17 protein-coding genes are annotated in these 14,938 nt (G+C 60.4%); 6 read left to right on the top strand and 11 right to left on the bottom strand.

Annotated elements, in window-relative coordinates; translation table 11 throughout:
- Positions 1-10: 10 nt before the first annotated feature.
- From SIB58_RS16295 to SIB58_RS16270, 6 genes are read right to left on the bottom strand one after another with little or no spacing between them, the layout of a single operon-like run.
- Positions 11-610: an NADH-quinone oxidoreductase subunit J gene (locus tag SIB58_RS16295; RefSeq protein WP_066909069.1), complete on the bottom strand. Its 600-nt coding sequence runs from the start codon at positions 608-610 to the stop codon at positions 11-13.
- Positions 607-1,263 carry an NAD(P)H-quinone oxidoreductase subunit I gene (gene ndhI / locus SIB58_RS16290; RefSeq protein WP_066909072.1) on the bottom strand — a complete coding sequence of 219 codons (657 nt, stop codon included), beginning with the start codon at positions 1,261-1,263 and terminating at the stop codon, positions 607-609. The genes SIB58_RS16295 and ndhI overlap by 4 nt, the downstream gene beginning before the upstream one ends.
- Before the next feature lie 55 nt (positions 1,264-1,318).
- A complete protein-coding gene (gene nuoH, locus SIB58_RS16285) occupies positions 1,319-2,473 on the bottom strand; it encodes an NADH-quinone oxidoreductase subunit NuoH (protein ID WP_066909075.1) in 1,155 nt (384 codons plus the stop codon).
- Positions 2,474-2,497: 24 nt separating this feature from the next.
- A complete protein-coding gene (locus SIB58_RS16280; RefSeq protein WP_066909317.1) occupies positions 2,498-3,688 on the bottom strand; it encodes a citrate synthase in 1,191 nt (396 codons plus the stop codon).
- A gap of 27 nt (positions 3,689-3,715) precedes the next feature.
- Entirely contained in the window at positions 3,716-4,216 is a 501-nt protein-coding gene (locus SIB58_RS16275) for a SixA phosphatase family protein (RefSeq protein ID WP_066909078.1), read from the bottom strand.
- Positions 4,194-5,831 (bottom strand): DUF3352 domain-containing protein, encoded by a 1,638-nt coding sequence (locus SIB58_RS16270; RefSeq protein WP_067326217.1) that lies wholly within the window; start codon positions 5,829-5,831, stop codon positions 4,194-4,196. Before SIB58_RS16270 ends, SIB58_RS16275 begins: the two co-directional genes overlap by 23 nt.
- 77 nt (positions 5,832-5,908) lie before the next feature.
- Here SIB58_RS16270 and SIB58_RS16265 point away from each other — a divergent pair, with 77 nt between their 5' ends.
- The gene (locus SIB58_RS16265) at positions 5,909-6,259 is read left to right on the top strand and encodes a rhodanese-like domain-containing protein (RefSeq protein WP_066909320.1); all 351 of its coding nucleotides are present in this window, start codon (positions 5,909-5,911) and stop codon (positions 6,257-6,259) included.
- A gap of 125 nt (positions 6,260-6,384) precedes the next feature.
- Entirely contained in the window at positions 6,385-7,377 is a 993-nt protein-coding gene (locus SIB58_RS16260) for an HrcA family transcriptional regulator (protein ID WP_066909081.1), read from the top strand.
- A gap of 16 nt (positions 7,378-7,393) precedes the next feature.
- Here SIB58_RS16260 and trpB read toward each other — a convergent pair whose 3' ends face one another.
- Positions 7,394-8,644 (bottom strand): tryptophan synthase subunit beta, encoded by a 1,251-nt coding sequence (gene trpB, locus SIB58_RS16255; protein ID WP_066909084.1) that lies wholly within the window; start codon positions 8,642-8,644, stop codon positions 7,394-7,396.
- Between the two features lie 39 nt (positions 8,645-8,683).
- On the bottom strand, positions 8,684-9,643 hold the full coding sequence (locus tag SIB58_RS16250; protein ID WP_066909087.1) for a class I SAM-dependent methyltransferase: 960 nt from the start codon (positions 9,641-9,643) through the stop codon (positions 8,684-8,686).
- A 38-nt stretch (positions 9,644-9,681) separates the two neighbouring features.
- On the opposite strand from SIB58_RS16250, the gene SIB58_RS16245 reads away from it, so the two are divergent.
- Together SIB58_RS16245 and cysC are read left to right on the top strand one after the other, a co-directional pair.
- Entirely contained in the window at positions 9,682-10,008 is a 327-nt protein-coding gene (locus SIB58_RS16245) for a translation initiation factor SUI1 (RefSeq protein WP_066909090.1), read from the top strand.
- Between the two features lie 65 nt (positions 10,009-10,073).
- Positions 10,074-10,721, top strand: coding sequence for an adenylyl-sulfate kinase (gene cysC, locus SIB58_RS16240; protein ID WP_066909093.1), 648 nt, complete (start codon positions 10,074-10,076; stop codon positions 10,719-10,721).
- Here the strand turns inward: cysC and SIB58_RS16235 are convergent.
- From SIB58_RS16235 to purE, 3 genes are read right to left on the bottom strand one after another with little or no spacing between them, the layout of a single operon-like run.
- A complete protein-coding gene (locus SIB58_RS16235) occupies positions 10,702-11,772 on the bottom strand; it encodes an AI-2E family transporter (RefSeq protein WP_067326207.1) in 1,071 nt (356 codons plus the stop codon). The two genes, cysC and SIB58_RS16235, sit on opposite strands and share 20 nt — an antisense overlap.
- Positions 11,773-11,791: 19 nt before the next feature.
- Positions 11,792-12,373 carry an oxidoreductase gene (locus SIB58_RS16230; RefSeq protein WP_231857125.1) on the bottom strand — a complete coding sequence of 194 codons (582 nt, stop codon included), beginning with the start codon at positions 12,371-12,373 and terminating at the stop codon, positions 11,792-11,794.
- A 38-nt stretch (positions 12,374-12,411) separates the two neighbouring features.
- A complete protein-coding gene (gene purE, locus SIB58_RS16225; RefSeq protein WP_082823347.1) occupies positions 12,412-12,999 on the bottom strand; it encodes a 5-(carboxyamino)imidazole ribonucleotide mutase in 588 nt (195 codons plus the stop codon).
- A gap of 33 nt (positions 13,000-13,032) precedes the next feature.
- On the opposite strand from purE, the gene SIB58_RS16220 reads away from it, so the two are divergent.
- Together SIB58_RS16220 and bchM are read left to right on the top strand one after the other, a co-directional pair.
- Complete coding sequence (locus SIB58_RS16220) at positions 13,033-14,187, top strand: N-acetylglucosamine-6-phosphate deacetylase (RefSeq protein ID WP_066909102.1); 1,155 nt, start codon at positions 13,033-13,035, stop codon at positions 14,185-14,187.
- 23 nt (positions 14,188-14,210) lie between these two features.
- A complete protein-coding gene (gene bchM / locus SIB58_RS16215; protein WP_066909105.1) occupies positions 14,211-14,924 on the top strand; it encodes a magnesium protoporphyrin IX methyltransferase in 714 nt (237 codons plus the stop codon).
- Positions 14,925-14,938: the final 14 nt, after the last annotated feature.

Genomic DNA, 14,938 nt, shown 5'->3' with positions numbered 1-14,938 from the left:
GCAGGTGAGGTTAGGAAGGTGGTTGATCAACCAGCAGGGGAGTCCGAGCCTTTTCAATCAGGCCTTGGTCGGCGGTTTCGCCAGTTCCTGGATCGACGGCCTGAACATCACGTCGAGCCAGCACAATGGCTCCGATCATGGCCATCAGCAGCAGCACTGAGGCCAGCTCAAAAGGAAGCAAATAATCAGTGAAGAGATGCTCACCGATTCGAACCGTGGCATCTTCTCCGATGGGCTCCGGCCCTTCTGCCCACGGGGTGGTGAGAACAACCCTTGTCAACAGGGCGAAAAGGCCGGCGCAGACCCCACCTGAAAGCAGTCGGCGCAAGGTCAACCCTGGAATCGGAGCAAGGTCTTCCTTTTTGTTGACGAGCATGATCGCGAACAGGATCAGCACGTTCACAGCACCGACATACACCAGCACTTGGGCTGCCGCCACGAAACTGGCATTGAGCAGCAGATACAGACCAGCCACCGCCAGGAACACGCCCCCAAGCAGAAAGGCGGAATAGACGATATTGCTGAGCAGAACCACTCCGAGGGCTCCCAGCACAACCACAAAGCTGAGCACCAGGAAGCAGATCAGCTGCGTTGATGCTGCAATCGTCATTCGGCACCCTCCTTGCGATCAGTGGACGCTGTGGTCGATTCTCCCGCATCCACTGTTGTTACAGCTGCAGCTGACTTCATGACCGCCAACACCTGTTCGGGGCGCTGACCGGCACGAGGACGATCAGGGTCCACAACATGGGGATCCAGCTCTCCGGCCGGAAGGTAAGCAAGTTCGCGCAAGGGCAGAACTGAGGGGTCGGTGGTCACGCTGGTGGGGAGACGCCCCAGTGCGACGTTGTCGTAATTGAGGCTGTGACGGTCAAATGCAGCCAACTCATACTCCTCAGTCATCGAGAGGCAGTTGGTGGGGCAGTACTCCACGCAGTTGCCACAGAAGATGCACACGCCGAAATCGATTGAGTAGTTGCGCAGCTCCTTCTTCTTGGTGGCCTTGTTCATCACCCAGTCGACCACGGGAAGATTGATCGGGCAGACCCGCACGCACACTTCGCAGGCAATGCACTTATCGAACTCGTAATGGATGCGCCCCCGATACCTCTCAGAGGGGATCAGCTTCTCGTAGGGGTACTGCACCGTCACAGGACGGCGCTTCATGTGGTCGAAGGTAACGGCCAGACCCTGGGTGAGATTGCGCGCCGCATCCACGGCATCTCTGGTGTAGTCACCAACCTGTTTGAGAAAACCGAACATGGCCTGAGGGAGGGAAGACGGAAAGACCGCTGAACAAGAGCCTAGGTAATTAAACCTAACCCCCGAAGGCGACCGGGAAGGCAAGTTTCAGAGCTGCGGTCACGAGCAGGTTCACCAAGGCCAGTGGCAGCAGGAACTTCCAGCCGAGATCAAGAAGCTGGTCAATACGCACCCGCGGCGTCGACCAGCGCAGCAGGATTGCAATGAACACAAGCAGATAGGCCTTCAGCACAGTCATCACAATGCCTGTGGTGCCTGTAATCACCTGAACCAGGGGAGCATCGACCGATTGCCCCAGCCAGCCGGCCAGCCATTCCACGGGCAAGGGGAAGCCCCAGCCCCCGAGATACAACACTGAAACCAGCAGGGCTGACAGCACCAGGTTGATGTAGCTGCCGAGGTAGAAGAGAGCGAACTTCATCCCGGCGTACTCAGTCTGGTAGCCGGCGACCAGCTCCTCCTCCGCCTCGGGGAGGTCGAAGGGAAGGCGTTCACATTCCGCCAGGGCACAGATCCAGAAAATCAGAAAGCCAACAGGCTGACGCCAGATGTTCCAGCTGAGGATGCCCGCTCCGGTTTGCTGGTCGACAATGTCGACGGTGCTGAGAGAATTGCTCATCATTACCACCGCAAGCACGGCGAGCGCGAGAGGAATCTCGTAGCTGATCGACTGTGCAGCTGCCCTGAGACCGCCAAGCAAGGAATACTTATTGTTGGAGGCATAACCACTCATCAGCAGACCGATCGGCTGAACGCTGCTGAGGGAGATCCACAGAAAAATGCCCACTCCCACATTGCTGATCAGCAGGTTCTGACCGAAGGGGACGATCAACCAGGACAGAATCACTGGAACGACGACCAGAACCGGGCCGAGAGTGAACAACAGACTGTCCGCCCTGGCAGGAATGATGTCTTCCTTTACCAGCAACTTGAGGCCATCAGCAAGGGGCTGAAGAACGCCGAGCGCACCCGCATATTCAGGTCCAATGCGCTGCTGAACCGCTGCTGAGATTTTGCGCTCGAGCCAAACGGTGACCAGAACCCCCACCACTGCCGCCACCAGCACCAACAGCATGGGTAGTGGCAGCCAGATCAATCGAGCGGCCTGCTCAGACAGACCGAAACCTTCAAGAGCCTGACTGAAACTTCGTTCAAGATCCAGGCCTGGACTGACCAGAGCCGGTGCGCTGGTGGCGAGGAAAGTCACCATGAGCAAAGGTGTGATGAATGTAACTTAAGTGGTGATGGTTGGAACACGCGCCTCCAATGGCGACCATTGGCGCAGATCACTGCCTGTGTAGATCTGCGATGGTCGGAAGATCCGATTGGCACCAAGCTGTTCACGCCAGTGAGCCAGCCAGCCGGCGACTCTTGCAATGGCAAAGACCGGAGTGAACAGATCTCTTGGAATACCCAGCTTGCGGTACACAAGTCCGGAATAGAAATCCACATTGGGATAAATCCCTTTTGGGCCAAGACGGGTTTCCGCCGCTGCCTCCAGAGCTCTGGCCACGTCGTACATCTCATCGTGACCGAATCGCTTGAACATCTCTTCCGCAAGAGCCTGAAGAATCACAGCACGAGGATCCTTGACGCGGTATTCACGGTGACCGAATCCCATGATCTTGCGCTTGCTGGCCATGGCCTCATCGAGGTAGCCAGCTGCCAGATCTGGCGTACCGATCTCCTCCAGCATCGCCAGGACGTCTTCGTTGGCTCCGCCATGAAGAGGGCCCGCCAGCGTGCCGACAGCTGAGGCGACAACCGCGTAAGGATCGGTGAGTGTGCTGGCGGTGACGCGAGCACTGAAGGTGCTTGCATTGAGACTGTGTTCCGCATGCAGGATCAGGCACTGATCAAAGATCCTTGAGGCCATTGGATCCGGCTCACGCTCCATGAGCATGTAGAGAAAGTTGGCGGAATAGGCGAGATCATCCCTGGGCTGGATGGGGTCCTGGCCTTTGCGGATCAGCTGAAAGGCAGCGACCATCGTTGGGATCTTGGCGATCAACCGGACGACCGCGTCATAGATGTACTGAGGGTCGTCGATGGCACGACGGGAATAAAACAGACCAAGAGACGCAGCACTGGACTGCAGAGCATCCATCGGATGCCCATCGGATGGGAAGCACTTCATCATGTCCCTGACGCGGAAACTCACGCGTCGGTGCATCTGCACTTCGTCCTCAAAGTCGCGCAACTGCCGAGGAGTCGGTAATTCCCCCCAGATCAGCAGATAGGTGGTTTCAAGAAAGCTGCAGTGGGTGGCCAGATCGTCGACGGGATAGCCGCGATAGGACAAGCAGCCCGCATGACCGTCGATGTCACAAATGGACGACTGGGTGGCAGGCACCCCCTCAAGTCCGGGGCGGAACACCAGACCGGTTCGCTCATGACGGATCTCGGCACCATCGTTCTGACTCACCAACCTCCGCTTCAGCACAAGGGCAACTTAAACGGAGCGCGGGAGCAAAAGACGAGGCCTGAGCAATGCCTGGAGTTCCGCCTGACCACGAGGATCGCTCAGATGAGCCGGCCAACTGAGATGGCAGTATCCGGCCTTACGCAGACGCAGGCTCCCTGAGGGTGCTCCAATCAGGTTCGCCGCAAGAGTGCTCAGATCTGGCTCATGGCCGACAAACAGGCAACAGCCGGACAAGCGGGAGACAAGAGGCCACGGGTCACCGCCTGGCTTCAGGGCTGAATCCAGACAGATCGACTGCGCCAGCCCAGCCTGGATCGCCAGCTCAGCGGTCTGCCTGGCTCGCCGGTAAGGACTGCTGATCAGCGAATCCACCTGCACATCCAGCATCCGCAGTTGACGGACCACCTCCAGGGTTCGCCGCATGCCGCGATCGGTCAGGGGGCGATCCGGATGATCACAGCCCGACACACGTTCTGCGGCAATGCCATGGCGCAGGAGAAGAAGATCAACCGAGCTGGAGTCGCGCACGCAGACGCAAGCTGCTCACACGTTCATCCTGCACGGAGACGGCGTTGTGGTCAGCCCCAGCGGCAATGGACAACCCTTTCACAGCCGGCAGCAGTGATCGACCCGCCACACCCTGCACCAGCTCCCAGGGTCGCCAATGACCCAGGTGTGAGCGACTCGAGGCCGCAGCGAATGCCAGTTGCTGAGCCAGCGCTGACTGGCTCGCAGAATCGAGCTCCTGCAACTGCTGCTGTCGCTGAATCAGATCACCACTCTCACCGCGACGGCGCAAACCATCCAGCGTCTCTGCCCACCAGTTCACACCGGCATGGCGTTCCAGAGCGACAGCGAGCTCAGCCTGCAGCGACTCCTCGCCGCGACGGCGCTGACGGGCAAGACGGGTCCAGACCTGAACAGATTGGCCTTCGCTGTCGAGGGTTGAGCCTGTCAATCCGAGCTGCTGAAGCTTCCCATCCACCATGTCGGGATCGGGACGGTTAGGCCGGGTGCCCAGCACCCAGCCCTGCGGCCCCTGCTGCCAGAGCATGGGCCCCTCATCAAGTCCGACGACCGCAGCCGCGGCCCCGGTCGGAACGGATTCCAGCGACTGCCGCAGGAGGGGAGCGATCCACTGGGCCAGGGGCTCATTGGCATCGGCAGCCAGCAGAGCTGCAGGATTCGTCAGCAGTGCGACTGTCTCCGCATCACCGCCGGCATCTCTCAGTAATGCATGGCTGTCGGTCATCTGAGACACCACAGGAATCCGAGGCTCACGGAAGTGGACCACGGCATCAAGCGCCAAATCAGAGCCCTGCGGTGTCAGCGCTGCCACCAGCCCCTGCAGGTCTTCGCGGGCCGTGATCACGGAGGGGACCCCCAGCCAGCGGTCCATGGCAGCAGGGTTGGCAATCAGAACAGCGGCACCGCGACCGAAGCTCTGGAGATCAGATGCCAGAACAGGGTCTCCAAGCTGATGCTGACTTTCCAGCTGGGAGACATCAAGCGCCTGTTCAAGCACGCCTCGCCCTGAAGCCAGCAACAGCAGATCGTCATCAATCAAGGCCGTGGCGATCGGTTGTGGATCCCTTCCCAGCAGGGCACCACGACCGCTGATCAGTCCCATGCCGCGATAGCGGGAAATCTGCAGATCCGTGCCTGCCAGGCTGCGGGTCTGCCAGAAACGCTGCAGAAAGCGTTTGGCCCCGTCTTGATCGCGGCTCGACAGTGCCAGGACCCAGCCCTCCTTGGGTTGTTCACCGGACTGCTGAGCCGGAGCGTCCAGCAGGGCAAAGCTGACCTCGGGCCCAATCCAGCCGGCCAGCTCCGTTTCGAAGTCAAGTCCGGCCAGAGCAAAAACACCATCTCTGAGCTGACGGGTGCTTTCATTCACCACGCGGCGTTGGCGAACTGGTGCAACAGCCTGGGCATAAGCAGGTACCTGACGCGGATCAACCAGCCAATGCAAGGTCAGGGCTGCATCACTGGGCATGAAACGTGCAGCCCGGGGCAACTCAAGTGACCGGTCCATGATCCGCAGCGGGCTCTGACGAGCCATGGCCCACCAGAACCCCAGTGCGAGCGTGAGCAGCACCATGGCCACTGCGACCAGAGCCAACAGGAACGAGCGCCCTTTCATGAACAGGCGGTGAAGCACATGGTGCTCATCTTCTATCCATCCACGGAGCTGTGCCAGCCCGACGCCAGACTGAAGCGATGAATGGACCAACCCCCAAACCACTTAAAGCCAGGGAACTGAACGACTGGCTCAGCCAGAACGCCGATTTGACCGTTGTGGATGTGCGGGAGCAACAAGAGTTGGCGATCGCTCCATTTCCACATCCGGTCCGGCATTTGCCCCTGAGTGATGCTGAAAACTGGATGGGCAGCATTGATGAGGTGCTGCCAGAGGATGGCTCGATCGTGGTGCTATGCCATGCCGGTGTACGCAGCTGGAATTTCGGTTGCTGGCTGCTCGAGAATCGGCCGTCACTGGACGTATGGAACCTCGAGGGTGGCATTGACGCCTGGAGCGTCATGGTGGATTCGGCAGTGCCGCGCTACTGATCGCTGCGCCACTGATCGCCGCCCCACTGATCGCTGCGCCAGTCAGCCCAACAGCGTGCATTCATGACAGGAACGAATCGTCGTTTCGGATTCTTCGTAGGATCAATGCCTGCAAGGTGCTCCCCGTGAAGCCGCTGCCCCGTCGACAGCAGGAGGTCCTTCAGGCCACGGTCCACCATTACGTCGACACCATCGAACCGGTGGGCAGCAGAGCTTTGGTGCAGCGATTCGGGATCAAGGCCAGCTCGGCCACGGTGCGCTCGGCCATGGGAGCTCTCGAGCAACGTGGACTCCTGACTCAACCCCACACCTCGGCGGGTCGGGTGCCAAGCCCCCAGGGCTACCGCCACTATGTGGACTGCCTGCTGCCCGAACCCGGCGCGGGGGCCCATCACCTGGAGCGGGAATTGACCCAGCTGAGTCTGCGCTGGGCGGCACTGGATGATCTGCTGCTGCAGCTGGCGCGCCGGCTGACGGATTTCACAGGACTGATGAGCCTGATCAGCCCGCCGCAACGATCCCAGAGCCAGCTCCGAACCATTCGCCTGGTCCGCAGTGAAGATCGCCTACTGGTGATGCTCGTGGGCGATTCCAGCCAGGCCGATCACCTCAATCTGCGGCTGCCCCACGGCTGTGCCGGTCAGGTGGAAGCCCTGGAACGCTGGACCTCCGACCAGCTTTTGCAGGCCGGGACACTGGACTGGAGCTCTCTGCCACAGCAGCTGCAACCCTGTGGGAAGGCACTCAAGGATGCCCTGGAAAACGGGAATCCCTTTCATCGCCCGATCGAGCAGGCACCTCTGGTGCATGGGGTGTCGAGGCTGGTGGCCGAACCCGAATTCAGTGACAGCGCCAGAGTGAGACCTCTTCTCGACCTCATGGACAGCGATCCGGCAGCATTTGTTCCCGCGCCTGCCTGGTCCGACGGAAGAGTCTGGATCGGCCAGGAGCATCCGCAGACAGCACTCAGCCGCTGCTCAGTCGTGCATGCCAGTTATCGCAGCGGTGACGGAGGTGTGGGACAGGTTGCCCTGATCGGGCCGATGCGGATGGCCTACGCAACAGCCCGTGCAGCCGTGAACTCCGTCGCAGTCACCCTGGAGCGCTTGCTTAGCTGAGCATGCGTCTGACACTTCAGAGTGCGTCGCCAAGCTGATCAGCGACCGTGTTCACGTCCTTGTCACCACGTCCAGAGCAGTTCAGCACAACTTCAGTGCCGTCCGGCAGGGTTGGACAGAGGGTCTCAAGCCAGGCGAATGCATGGGCTGTTTCAAGGGCAGGAATGATGCCCTCCAGTCGACTCACAAGTTGCAATGCCTGGAGCGCTTGCGCATCAGTGACGGCGCCGTACTCGGCCCGTCCGATCTCGCGCAGATAGCTGTGTTCAGGACCGACCCCGGGGTAGTCCAGGCCAGCGCTGATCGAATGGGCTTCCTGCACCTGCCCGTCCTGATCCTGCAGTAACAGGCTCATGGCACCGTGAAGCACTCCAACCGTGCCTTCAGTCATCGTGGCGGCATGACGGCCTGTGGAGACACCATCCCCGGCAGCCTCAACTCCGATCAGACGCACATCGCTGCACTCCACGAAGGGATGAAACAGCCCCATGGCGTTGGAACCCCCACCAACACAGGCCATCAGCACGTCCGGCAAACGGCCGAACGCTTGCTGACACTGTTCCCTTGCTTCCTCGCCGATCACCGCATGGAAGTCGCGGACCAGCATCGGATAGGGATGGGGACCCGCCACTGATCCGAGGATGTAATGCGTGGTCTCCACATTCGTAACCCAGTCACGAATGGCCTCACTGGTGGCGTCCTTGAGTGTGGCTGTGCCGGCGGTGACAGGCTGAACGCTGGCACCAAGAAGACGCATGCGGAACACATTCAGAGCCTGACGGCGCATGTCTTCAGCACCCATGTACACCACACACTCCAGGCCGAAGCGGGCGCAGACCGTGGCCGTCGCGACCCCGTGCTGACCAGCTCCTGTCTCCGCAATGATCCGCTTTTTGCCCATTCGCAAGGCCAGCAGCGCCTGCCCCAGTGCATTGTTGATTTTGTGAGCACCGGTGTGGTTAAGGTCCTCACGCTTCAACCAGATCCTGGGTCCGCCGTCACTGCGGCGGTAGTGCGCAGTGAGCCGCTCCGCCTCATAAAGAGGTGTGGCCCTGCCCACGTAGTTGCGCAGCAGGCGGTTGAGCTCGGCTGTGAAGGCCGGATCTTTCCAGGCCTCCGCCGCGGCCTTCTCGAGCTCAGCCAGGGCAGGCATCAGAGTCTCAGGCACGTACTGACCACCGAAACGGCCGAAACGACCGGAGGAGGCTGGCCTGGAGCTGACGGCCAGGTCCTGAGCAGTGGGCTTGGGTGGCAGGGTGCTGGTCAAGATGCAGCTGACCGCGCGCGCGGCCTTTGAAGCGTCGGTTCAGCGTAAGCAGGCAATCACGCGATGCCGTGGATCGCAGGCAGTGATTTGAAGATTCCGGAACCCTGCTGCCCGCAGAGCCGCCGCCATGTCGAGGCTGAAGTACTGCTCGATGTAGGGCTCGGTGCTTTTCAGCAATGTGGCGACCGCCGCCGGCAGGCGCTGAAGAACGGAGGAGGCGGGATCCTGGTCAACCATCAACAAAGCACCTCCTGGCCGCAGCAAGCGCGCAGCTTCCCCCAAAACGGCGTGGGTGGCGTCCTGAGGCAGCTCATGGCAGACGAACTGGAGGCTGATCAGGTCAAAGGACGCATGCGCCAAACCTGTGTCCTCCGCGGCTGCATGCAACCAGCCATCCACCAGTCTCTCCCGATCCCGCACCCGGGCGACCGCGAGCATGTCGGGTGAAAGATCCAGACCCTGAATACGAGGTGCGGGCTCTTGGCGCTGCTCAGCCCGCTTACGCAACCAGCGGCCGAGATGCAGGGTGCTCACACCCACTGAACAGCCAAGATCGAGCACCTGATCAATGGAGTCGTTCAGGAAGGGCGCCACGGCGCGGTGGATCTCATCCCTCAGGCGGGTCTGCGCCACGGACGGCGCCAGCGATTCCTCCGGCCAGATGCGCAGGGCCATGGCATCGGTGGCCTGCTCCGCTTCGGCAGCAGCCTGCCAGCAGAGGTTGCCCTGTTCATAGGCATGGAAACGCGCCACGTAGTAGGCGGGCGGCACAAGGCCGGGAGTGATGGTGCTCGACAACAACGGGGCTGCAGCCTGCTGCAGTTCACGGCGACGGACTCTCCAGGGAATGCCGTTACGTTCGGCAGTGCGAATAATCAGCTGTCGTGCCTGGAAGAAAAGGGGACGCCTCAGCAGAGCGATACCGATCAGACGTTCGATCCAGCGACCAAGGCCCTGGCTTGAGTCAGCCCATCGAGGCGTAGACGCAGAGTCGGTCATCACAAGAACGGCAGGATGGTGTCGGATGCGCAGAAGCGATGCCGAAAGGCGGGTGGCAGGAATTCAGCAACACAGACAGTCTGCAGCGGCCGAGCGGCCCAGGGAAGCAACCGACCGCGAAAGCCCAGCAGATGGTTCGAGTGCAGCCGACCCGAGGTGGAAAGGGCGGCAAGACAGTGACAGTGATCCGCGGTCTGGAGCTCAACCAAGAAGGCCTCAAAGCACTGCTGAAGAAACTCAAGACACGCATCGGCAGCGGTGGCACCGCAAAAGACGGCCTGATCGAACTTCAAGGCGATCAGGTGGAGATGGCGCTGCAACTGCTCAACAAAGAGGGGTACCGGCCCAAGCGAGCTGGGGGCTGAGGCCAATGCAGGCTTGGAGAGATACAAGCTGAGGGACAATGGCGGCCCGAGACCGCCGGATCCCCATGACCGCTTCGTCCAGCTACGGCAAGCTCACCAACCAGGGTGCGTCCACCAACATCGCCTGGCATCAGGCATCAGTTGACCGAGCAGCCCGCGCTGAACAACGGGGACACCGCAGCGCCATCCTCTGGTTCACAGGCCTGAGCGGTGCAGGCAAGAGCACACTCGCCAATGCGGTCAATCAGGCCCTGTTCAAGCGGGGACTTACCACCTACGTGCTCGACGGCGACAACATTCGCCATGGCCTCTGCAAGGACCTGGGTTTTTCCGATGCCGACCGTGAGGAGAACATCCGTCGCATCGGAGAGGTATCCAAACTCTTTCTGGATTCCGGTGCCATCGTTTTGACGGCATTCGTCTCGCCGTTCCGTGCTGACCGCGACAAGGCACGCAACCTGGTGAGCGAAGGTGATTTCATCGAAATCTTCTGTGCCGCTGATCTGAACGTGTGCGAACAGCGCGATACCAAAGGTCTCTATGCGAAGGCACGTGCTGGCGAAATCAAAGAATTCACGGGGATCTCAAGCCCCTATGAAGCACCAGAGACCCCGGAACTCTCTGTCGACACTGGCGCAGCAGACCTCGCCAACTGCGTGGATCAGGTTGTGAACGAGCTGATCTCCCGGCAAATCATTCCGGCCCAGCACTGACGTCACTGACGACCGCGTGGATGCCCTGATGCTCTGCCCAGGCATCCACAAACGTCTTGAGGCAGCTGGCGACAGGCACTGCCAGAAGCAGACCCAACAGATCTCCGAGGCCGTAAAGGTCTCCGGCCTTCGCTCCCAGGGGCAGGGCAATCAGCAGCCAGGCTGGCTGCAGCCCCACGATGCTTCCCATCAGACGCGGCTGAATGACCTGATCGACGATCTGACCCACCACGATCGCGGCCATCAGAGTCTCGAGGCCTGTACTGGGATTCTGAAAAGCGAGTAAGCCACTCACAGCGACGATGGTCAAAGCGCTGGCATAGGGGATCAGGGTTGTGAAACCGATCAGTACTGCAAACAGCACTCCATAGGGGATCTCAAGAAGGGTGAAGACCACGATCTGACCCAGCGTCAGGATCACTTGACCGCCGAAGTAACCACGGAAGGTGCGAACCAGCGTGCTGGTCACCAGAGCACGCCATTCATCAGGCAGCCAGCGAGCCAGGCCCTTCGTGATCGAGTCGCTTCCGATCAGGAAGAACACCGCCAAAACAAGCACGATCACCGTGTTGATCGTGGTGCCGAGTGTGGCCCCGAGGATGCTCAGCAAGCTCTGACTGAGCTGACTGGCCACGGTGCTTGCACGGGAGAGCAGATCACTGCTGAGGTCTCCAAACTCTGTGGGCAGTCCACGCATTGATGCCCACTCCTGAAGACGATTGACCCACTCCTGAGCCGCCAGGAGCAGTCCAGGCAAAGCATTGATCAACTGACCAAGCTGCTCAATCAGCAGCGGCACCAGGGTCAGCGCAGCGAAGACCAATGCACCGATCGTAGCGAGGGTGACGAACACAATCGCCACCCAGCGGCGAATCCCCCGACCGGTGAGCCAGCGGCAGGGAATATCCAGCAGGAACGCAATCAACGCCGCGGTGAGGAACAGGCCCGGAAACGGAGCCAGCGGCAGGAGAAGCTGACGGATCACGAACAGGTTGAGGGTCAGCAACGGCAGCACCAATCCCCAGCGAATCCAGGCTGGCCAGGACGTCATGGATGACAGGAGCTGCAGATCAAATTGAGCTCAGCTTTGATGTGGCATTGACGTAATGGCACCAGAAGGCGAGCCAGGCCGCAATACCGAGGAATTTTGCTCCCTCCTCAAACAATTGAACGGTTTCATAGGAAGCCGGGAAGATTCCTTGGAAAGCGTCAATCAAAACCGAAGACCCCAGGAAAACCACTGAGAGCAGGAATGAGTCTCCAGCAAACCTCTTCAAAGGTTCACGGAAACAGACGAGAAGCAACACCGTGAAGACGCTGTAAGTGACGTAGAGGAACGATTGACCCAGATAACGATCATGGACCAGAAACATGTCATCAAGGCAAAGCCACAACGAAAAACCACCACCGCAGAATGCAAACTGACGATTAACACTGGACCCTCTTATCAGATGCGTTGATGCTGCAAATAAAGCAATCGCAGCTGCAGCCATCCAGAGAAGATAGCCAACACTCGACAAAAATCCTTGTCCAAGGGGCGCATCGCAGGCCTGAGCCAGATCACGCAACACCTTCGTTGAGCTGATGCCCTCAGCAGCACTCCAAGCCAACGAAATCCAATACAGCAAGGCTGCTGGAAGAAGCGTTGTCAAAACCGTCGAACGAATGGTCGACCGAGATCCTGCTTGCATCATTCCATTCGCTCGAGATACTCACGACTGCCCAGATCCTTGAGGCGGGCATCCTTATCCACAACGGTGTCATGCAGCTGCTGGCGATAGGCCTCAAGTCGTTCCGCCAGCTCACCACCCTCGACGGCGAGGATCTGTGCAGCCAGCAAACCGGCATTCAAACCACCGCCGATCGCCACCGTGGCCACCGGAATACCCCCAGGCATCTGGACGATCGAATGCAGAGAGTCGACACCGGAGAGTGCTTTGCTCTGCACCGGCACCCCGATCACAGGCAAGGTTGTGAGTGCGGCCACCATTCCTGGCAGATGGGCGGCACCGCCGGCTCCGGCCACAATCACAGCCAGACCGCGCTGGCGAGCCTGCTGGGCGAAGCTGACCATCTCCAGAGGCGTTCGGTGGGCGGACAGCACCCGCACCTCCACCGCCACGCCCAATTCTTCCAGCACCAGCACGGCAGGCTGGAGGCTGGGAAGGTCGGAATCACTGCCCATGATCACGGCGACCCTGGGCGCGGCACCGGGATCAATGGGGGGCGATGGCAACTCGGCCACAGGCAAGAATCGGAAGGACAGCGAGACTGCCATCGTCCCGCACCGGCCTGAGGCCGGCCCAACCGCATGCGTCGGATCACCGATGTGCGTCTGCCCCGGCGCCCCGGAAGCAACGACCCTGACGGTCTGTCCTGGCTCACCCTGAATGATCACAATCTGATCACAGCTGCCGGGCCCATGCCCGCCGGTGGAGCGATGGCCGGAGAAAGCTGGCAGGGGGACAGACTCAGTCGTCGGGGGATCGACCTGCAGATCAATGGGGGGCTTGGCCTGGCCTTCACGGAACTCACGCAGCAGGATCTGCCAAGGCTCTTGCAGTTGCTGGAGCTGCTTTGGCGCGATGGCGTTGAGGCGATCGCTCCGACCCTGGTCACCTGTGCAGTGGCCCCATTACGCCAATCCCTGGCCGTGCTCCGGCAGGCCCGTGAACGGCATCAAGCCGGCCGCTGCCAGCTGCTGGGAGCACACCTGGAGGGCCCGTTCCTAGCGGAAGCACGGCGAGGTGCACACCCGCTGGAGCACATTGCTGCTCCCAGCGTCGCAGCCCTGGAGGCACGGATCGCCGGATTTGAAACCGACATCAGCCTGATCACCCTGGCGCCGGAGCAACCGGGCGCTCAGGAGTTGATCAGCCAGCTGAAGAAGCTCGGCATCCATGTGGCTCTGGGTCACAGCACAGCAGATGCCGATCAGGCAGCCCTGGCTTTCAGGCAGGGCGTCGAGATGATCACGCATGCTTTCAATGCCATGCCGGGACTGCACCACCGCGCTCCGGGACCATTGGGGGAAGCCTGCCGACGCGGAGACATTGCTCTTGGGCTGATTGCCGACGGCGTGCATGTACATCCCACCACTGCGGTGTTGCTGCAGAGACTGGTGGGGAATCAGCTGGTGCTGGTAAGTGATGCCCTGGCTCCCTACGGACTGGCTGATGGTGAACATCGCTGGGACGAGCGCGTGCTCCTGGTAAAAAACGGCACCTGTCGGCTTGAAGACGGCACCCTGGCCGGTGTGACCCTGCCTTTACTCGAGGGGACCTGCAGGCTGGCCAGCTGGGGCGGTGATGCGGATGGCGCGATCTGGGCCGCCACCATGGCGCCCAGAGAAGTGCTCCAAGAGAGTCTTCAAGACTGCTTTCTGATTGGAGACGTACTGAGCAATCTGCTGCGCTGGCAATGGAACGAATCGGAACGCAAGCTGGCCTGGCGGCAGGCTGCTTAAGATTCCGCCGCTGCGAATGAATGATGGCCCCCGAGCAACTGCTGAATGACAAGCAGGCCGAGAAAAAGGAGGTGAAGGGCTATTTCGAGACGACGGGCTTCGATCGCTGGAACCGGATTTACAGCGACAGCAATGACGTCAACAAGGTCCAGCGCAATATCAGAATCGGGCACCAGAAAACCGTTGATGAGGTGCTGGCCTGGATCGAGGAGAGTGGCCAGTTCCACGACGTGCGTTTCTGCGATGCCGGTTGCGGCGTCGGCAGTCTGAGCATCCCCCTCGCAGGGATGGGAGCCGGTTTCATCCATGCCAGCGACATCTCTGAAGCGATGGCTGAGGAAGCGGAGCGCCGGGCACGTGATGCAGGCCTGGACATGTCCAAGCTCCAATTCGCGGCCAGCGATCTGGAAAGTCTCAGCGGCTCGTTCCACACCGTGTGCTGTCTGGATGTGTTCATTCACTACCCCCAGGAGGCTGCGGAAGAGATGGTGCGACACCTCTGCTCTCTCACCGAACAGCGCCTGATCGTGAGCTTCGCGCCCTACACGCCGCTGCTGGCAGCTCTGAAAGGCATCGGCCAGTTATTCCCAGGCCCCAGCAAAACCACCCGCGCTTACACCCTCAAGGAAAAAGGGATTGTTGCGGCCGCGGAAGCCAGCGGCTTCAAATCCGTAAGGCGCAGCCTCAACAAGGCGCCTTTTTACTTCTCAAGGCTGATCGAATTTCACAAGGCCTAAACAACGCCTCGAAC

The sequence above is a fragment of the Synechococcus sp. MIT S9504 genome, assembly GCF_047497135.1.
Classification (GTDB): domain Bacteria; phylum Cyanobacteriota; class Cyanobacteriia; order PCC-6307; family Cyanobiaceae; genus Synechococcus_C.
Note: the sequence above shows the minus strand (reverse complement) of the source record. Positions and strands in the feature narration are given on the sequence as shown.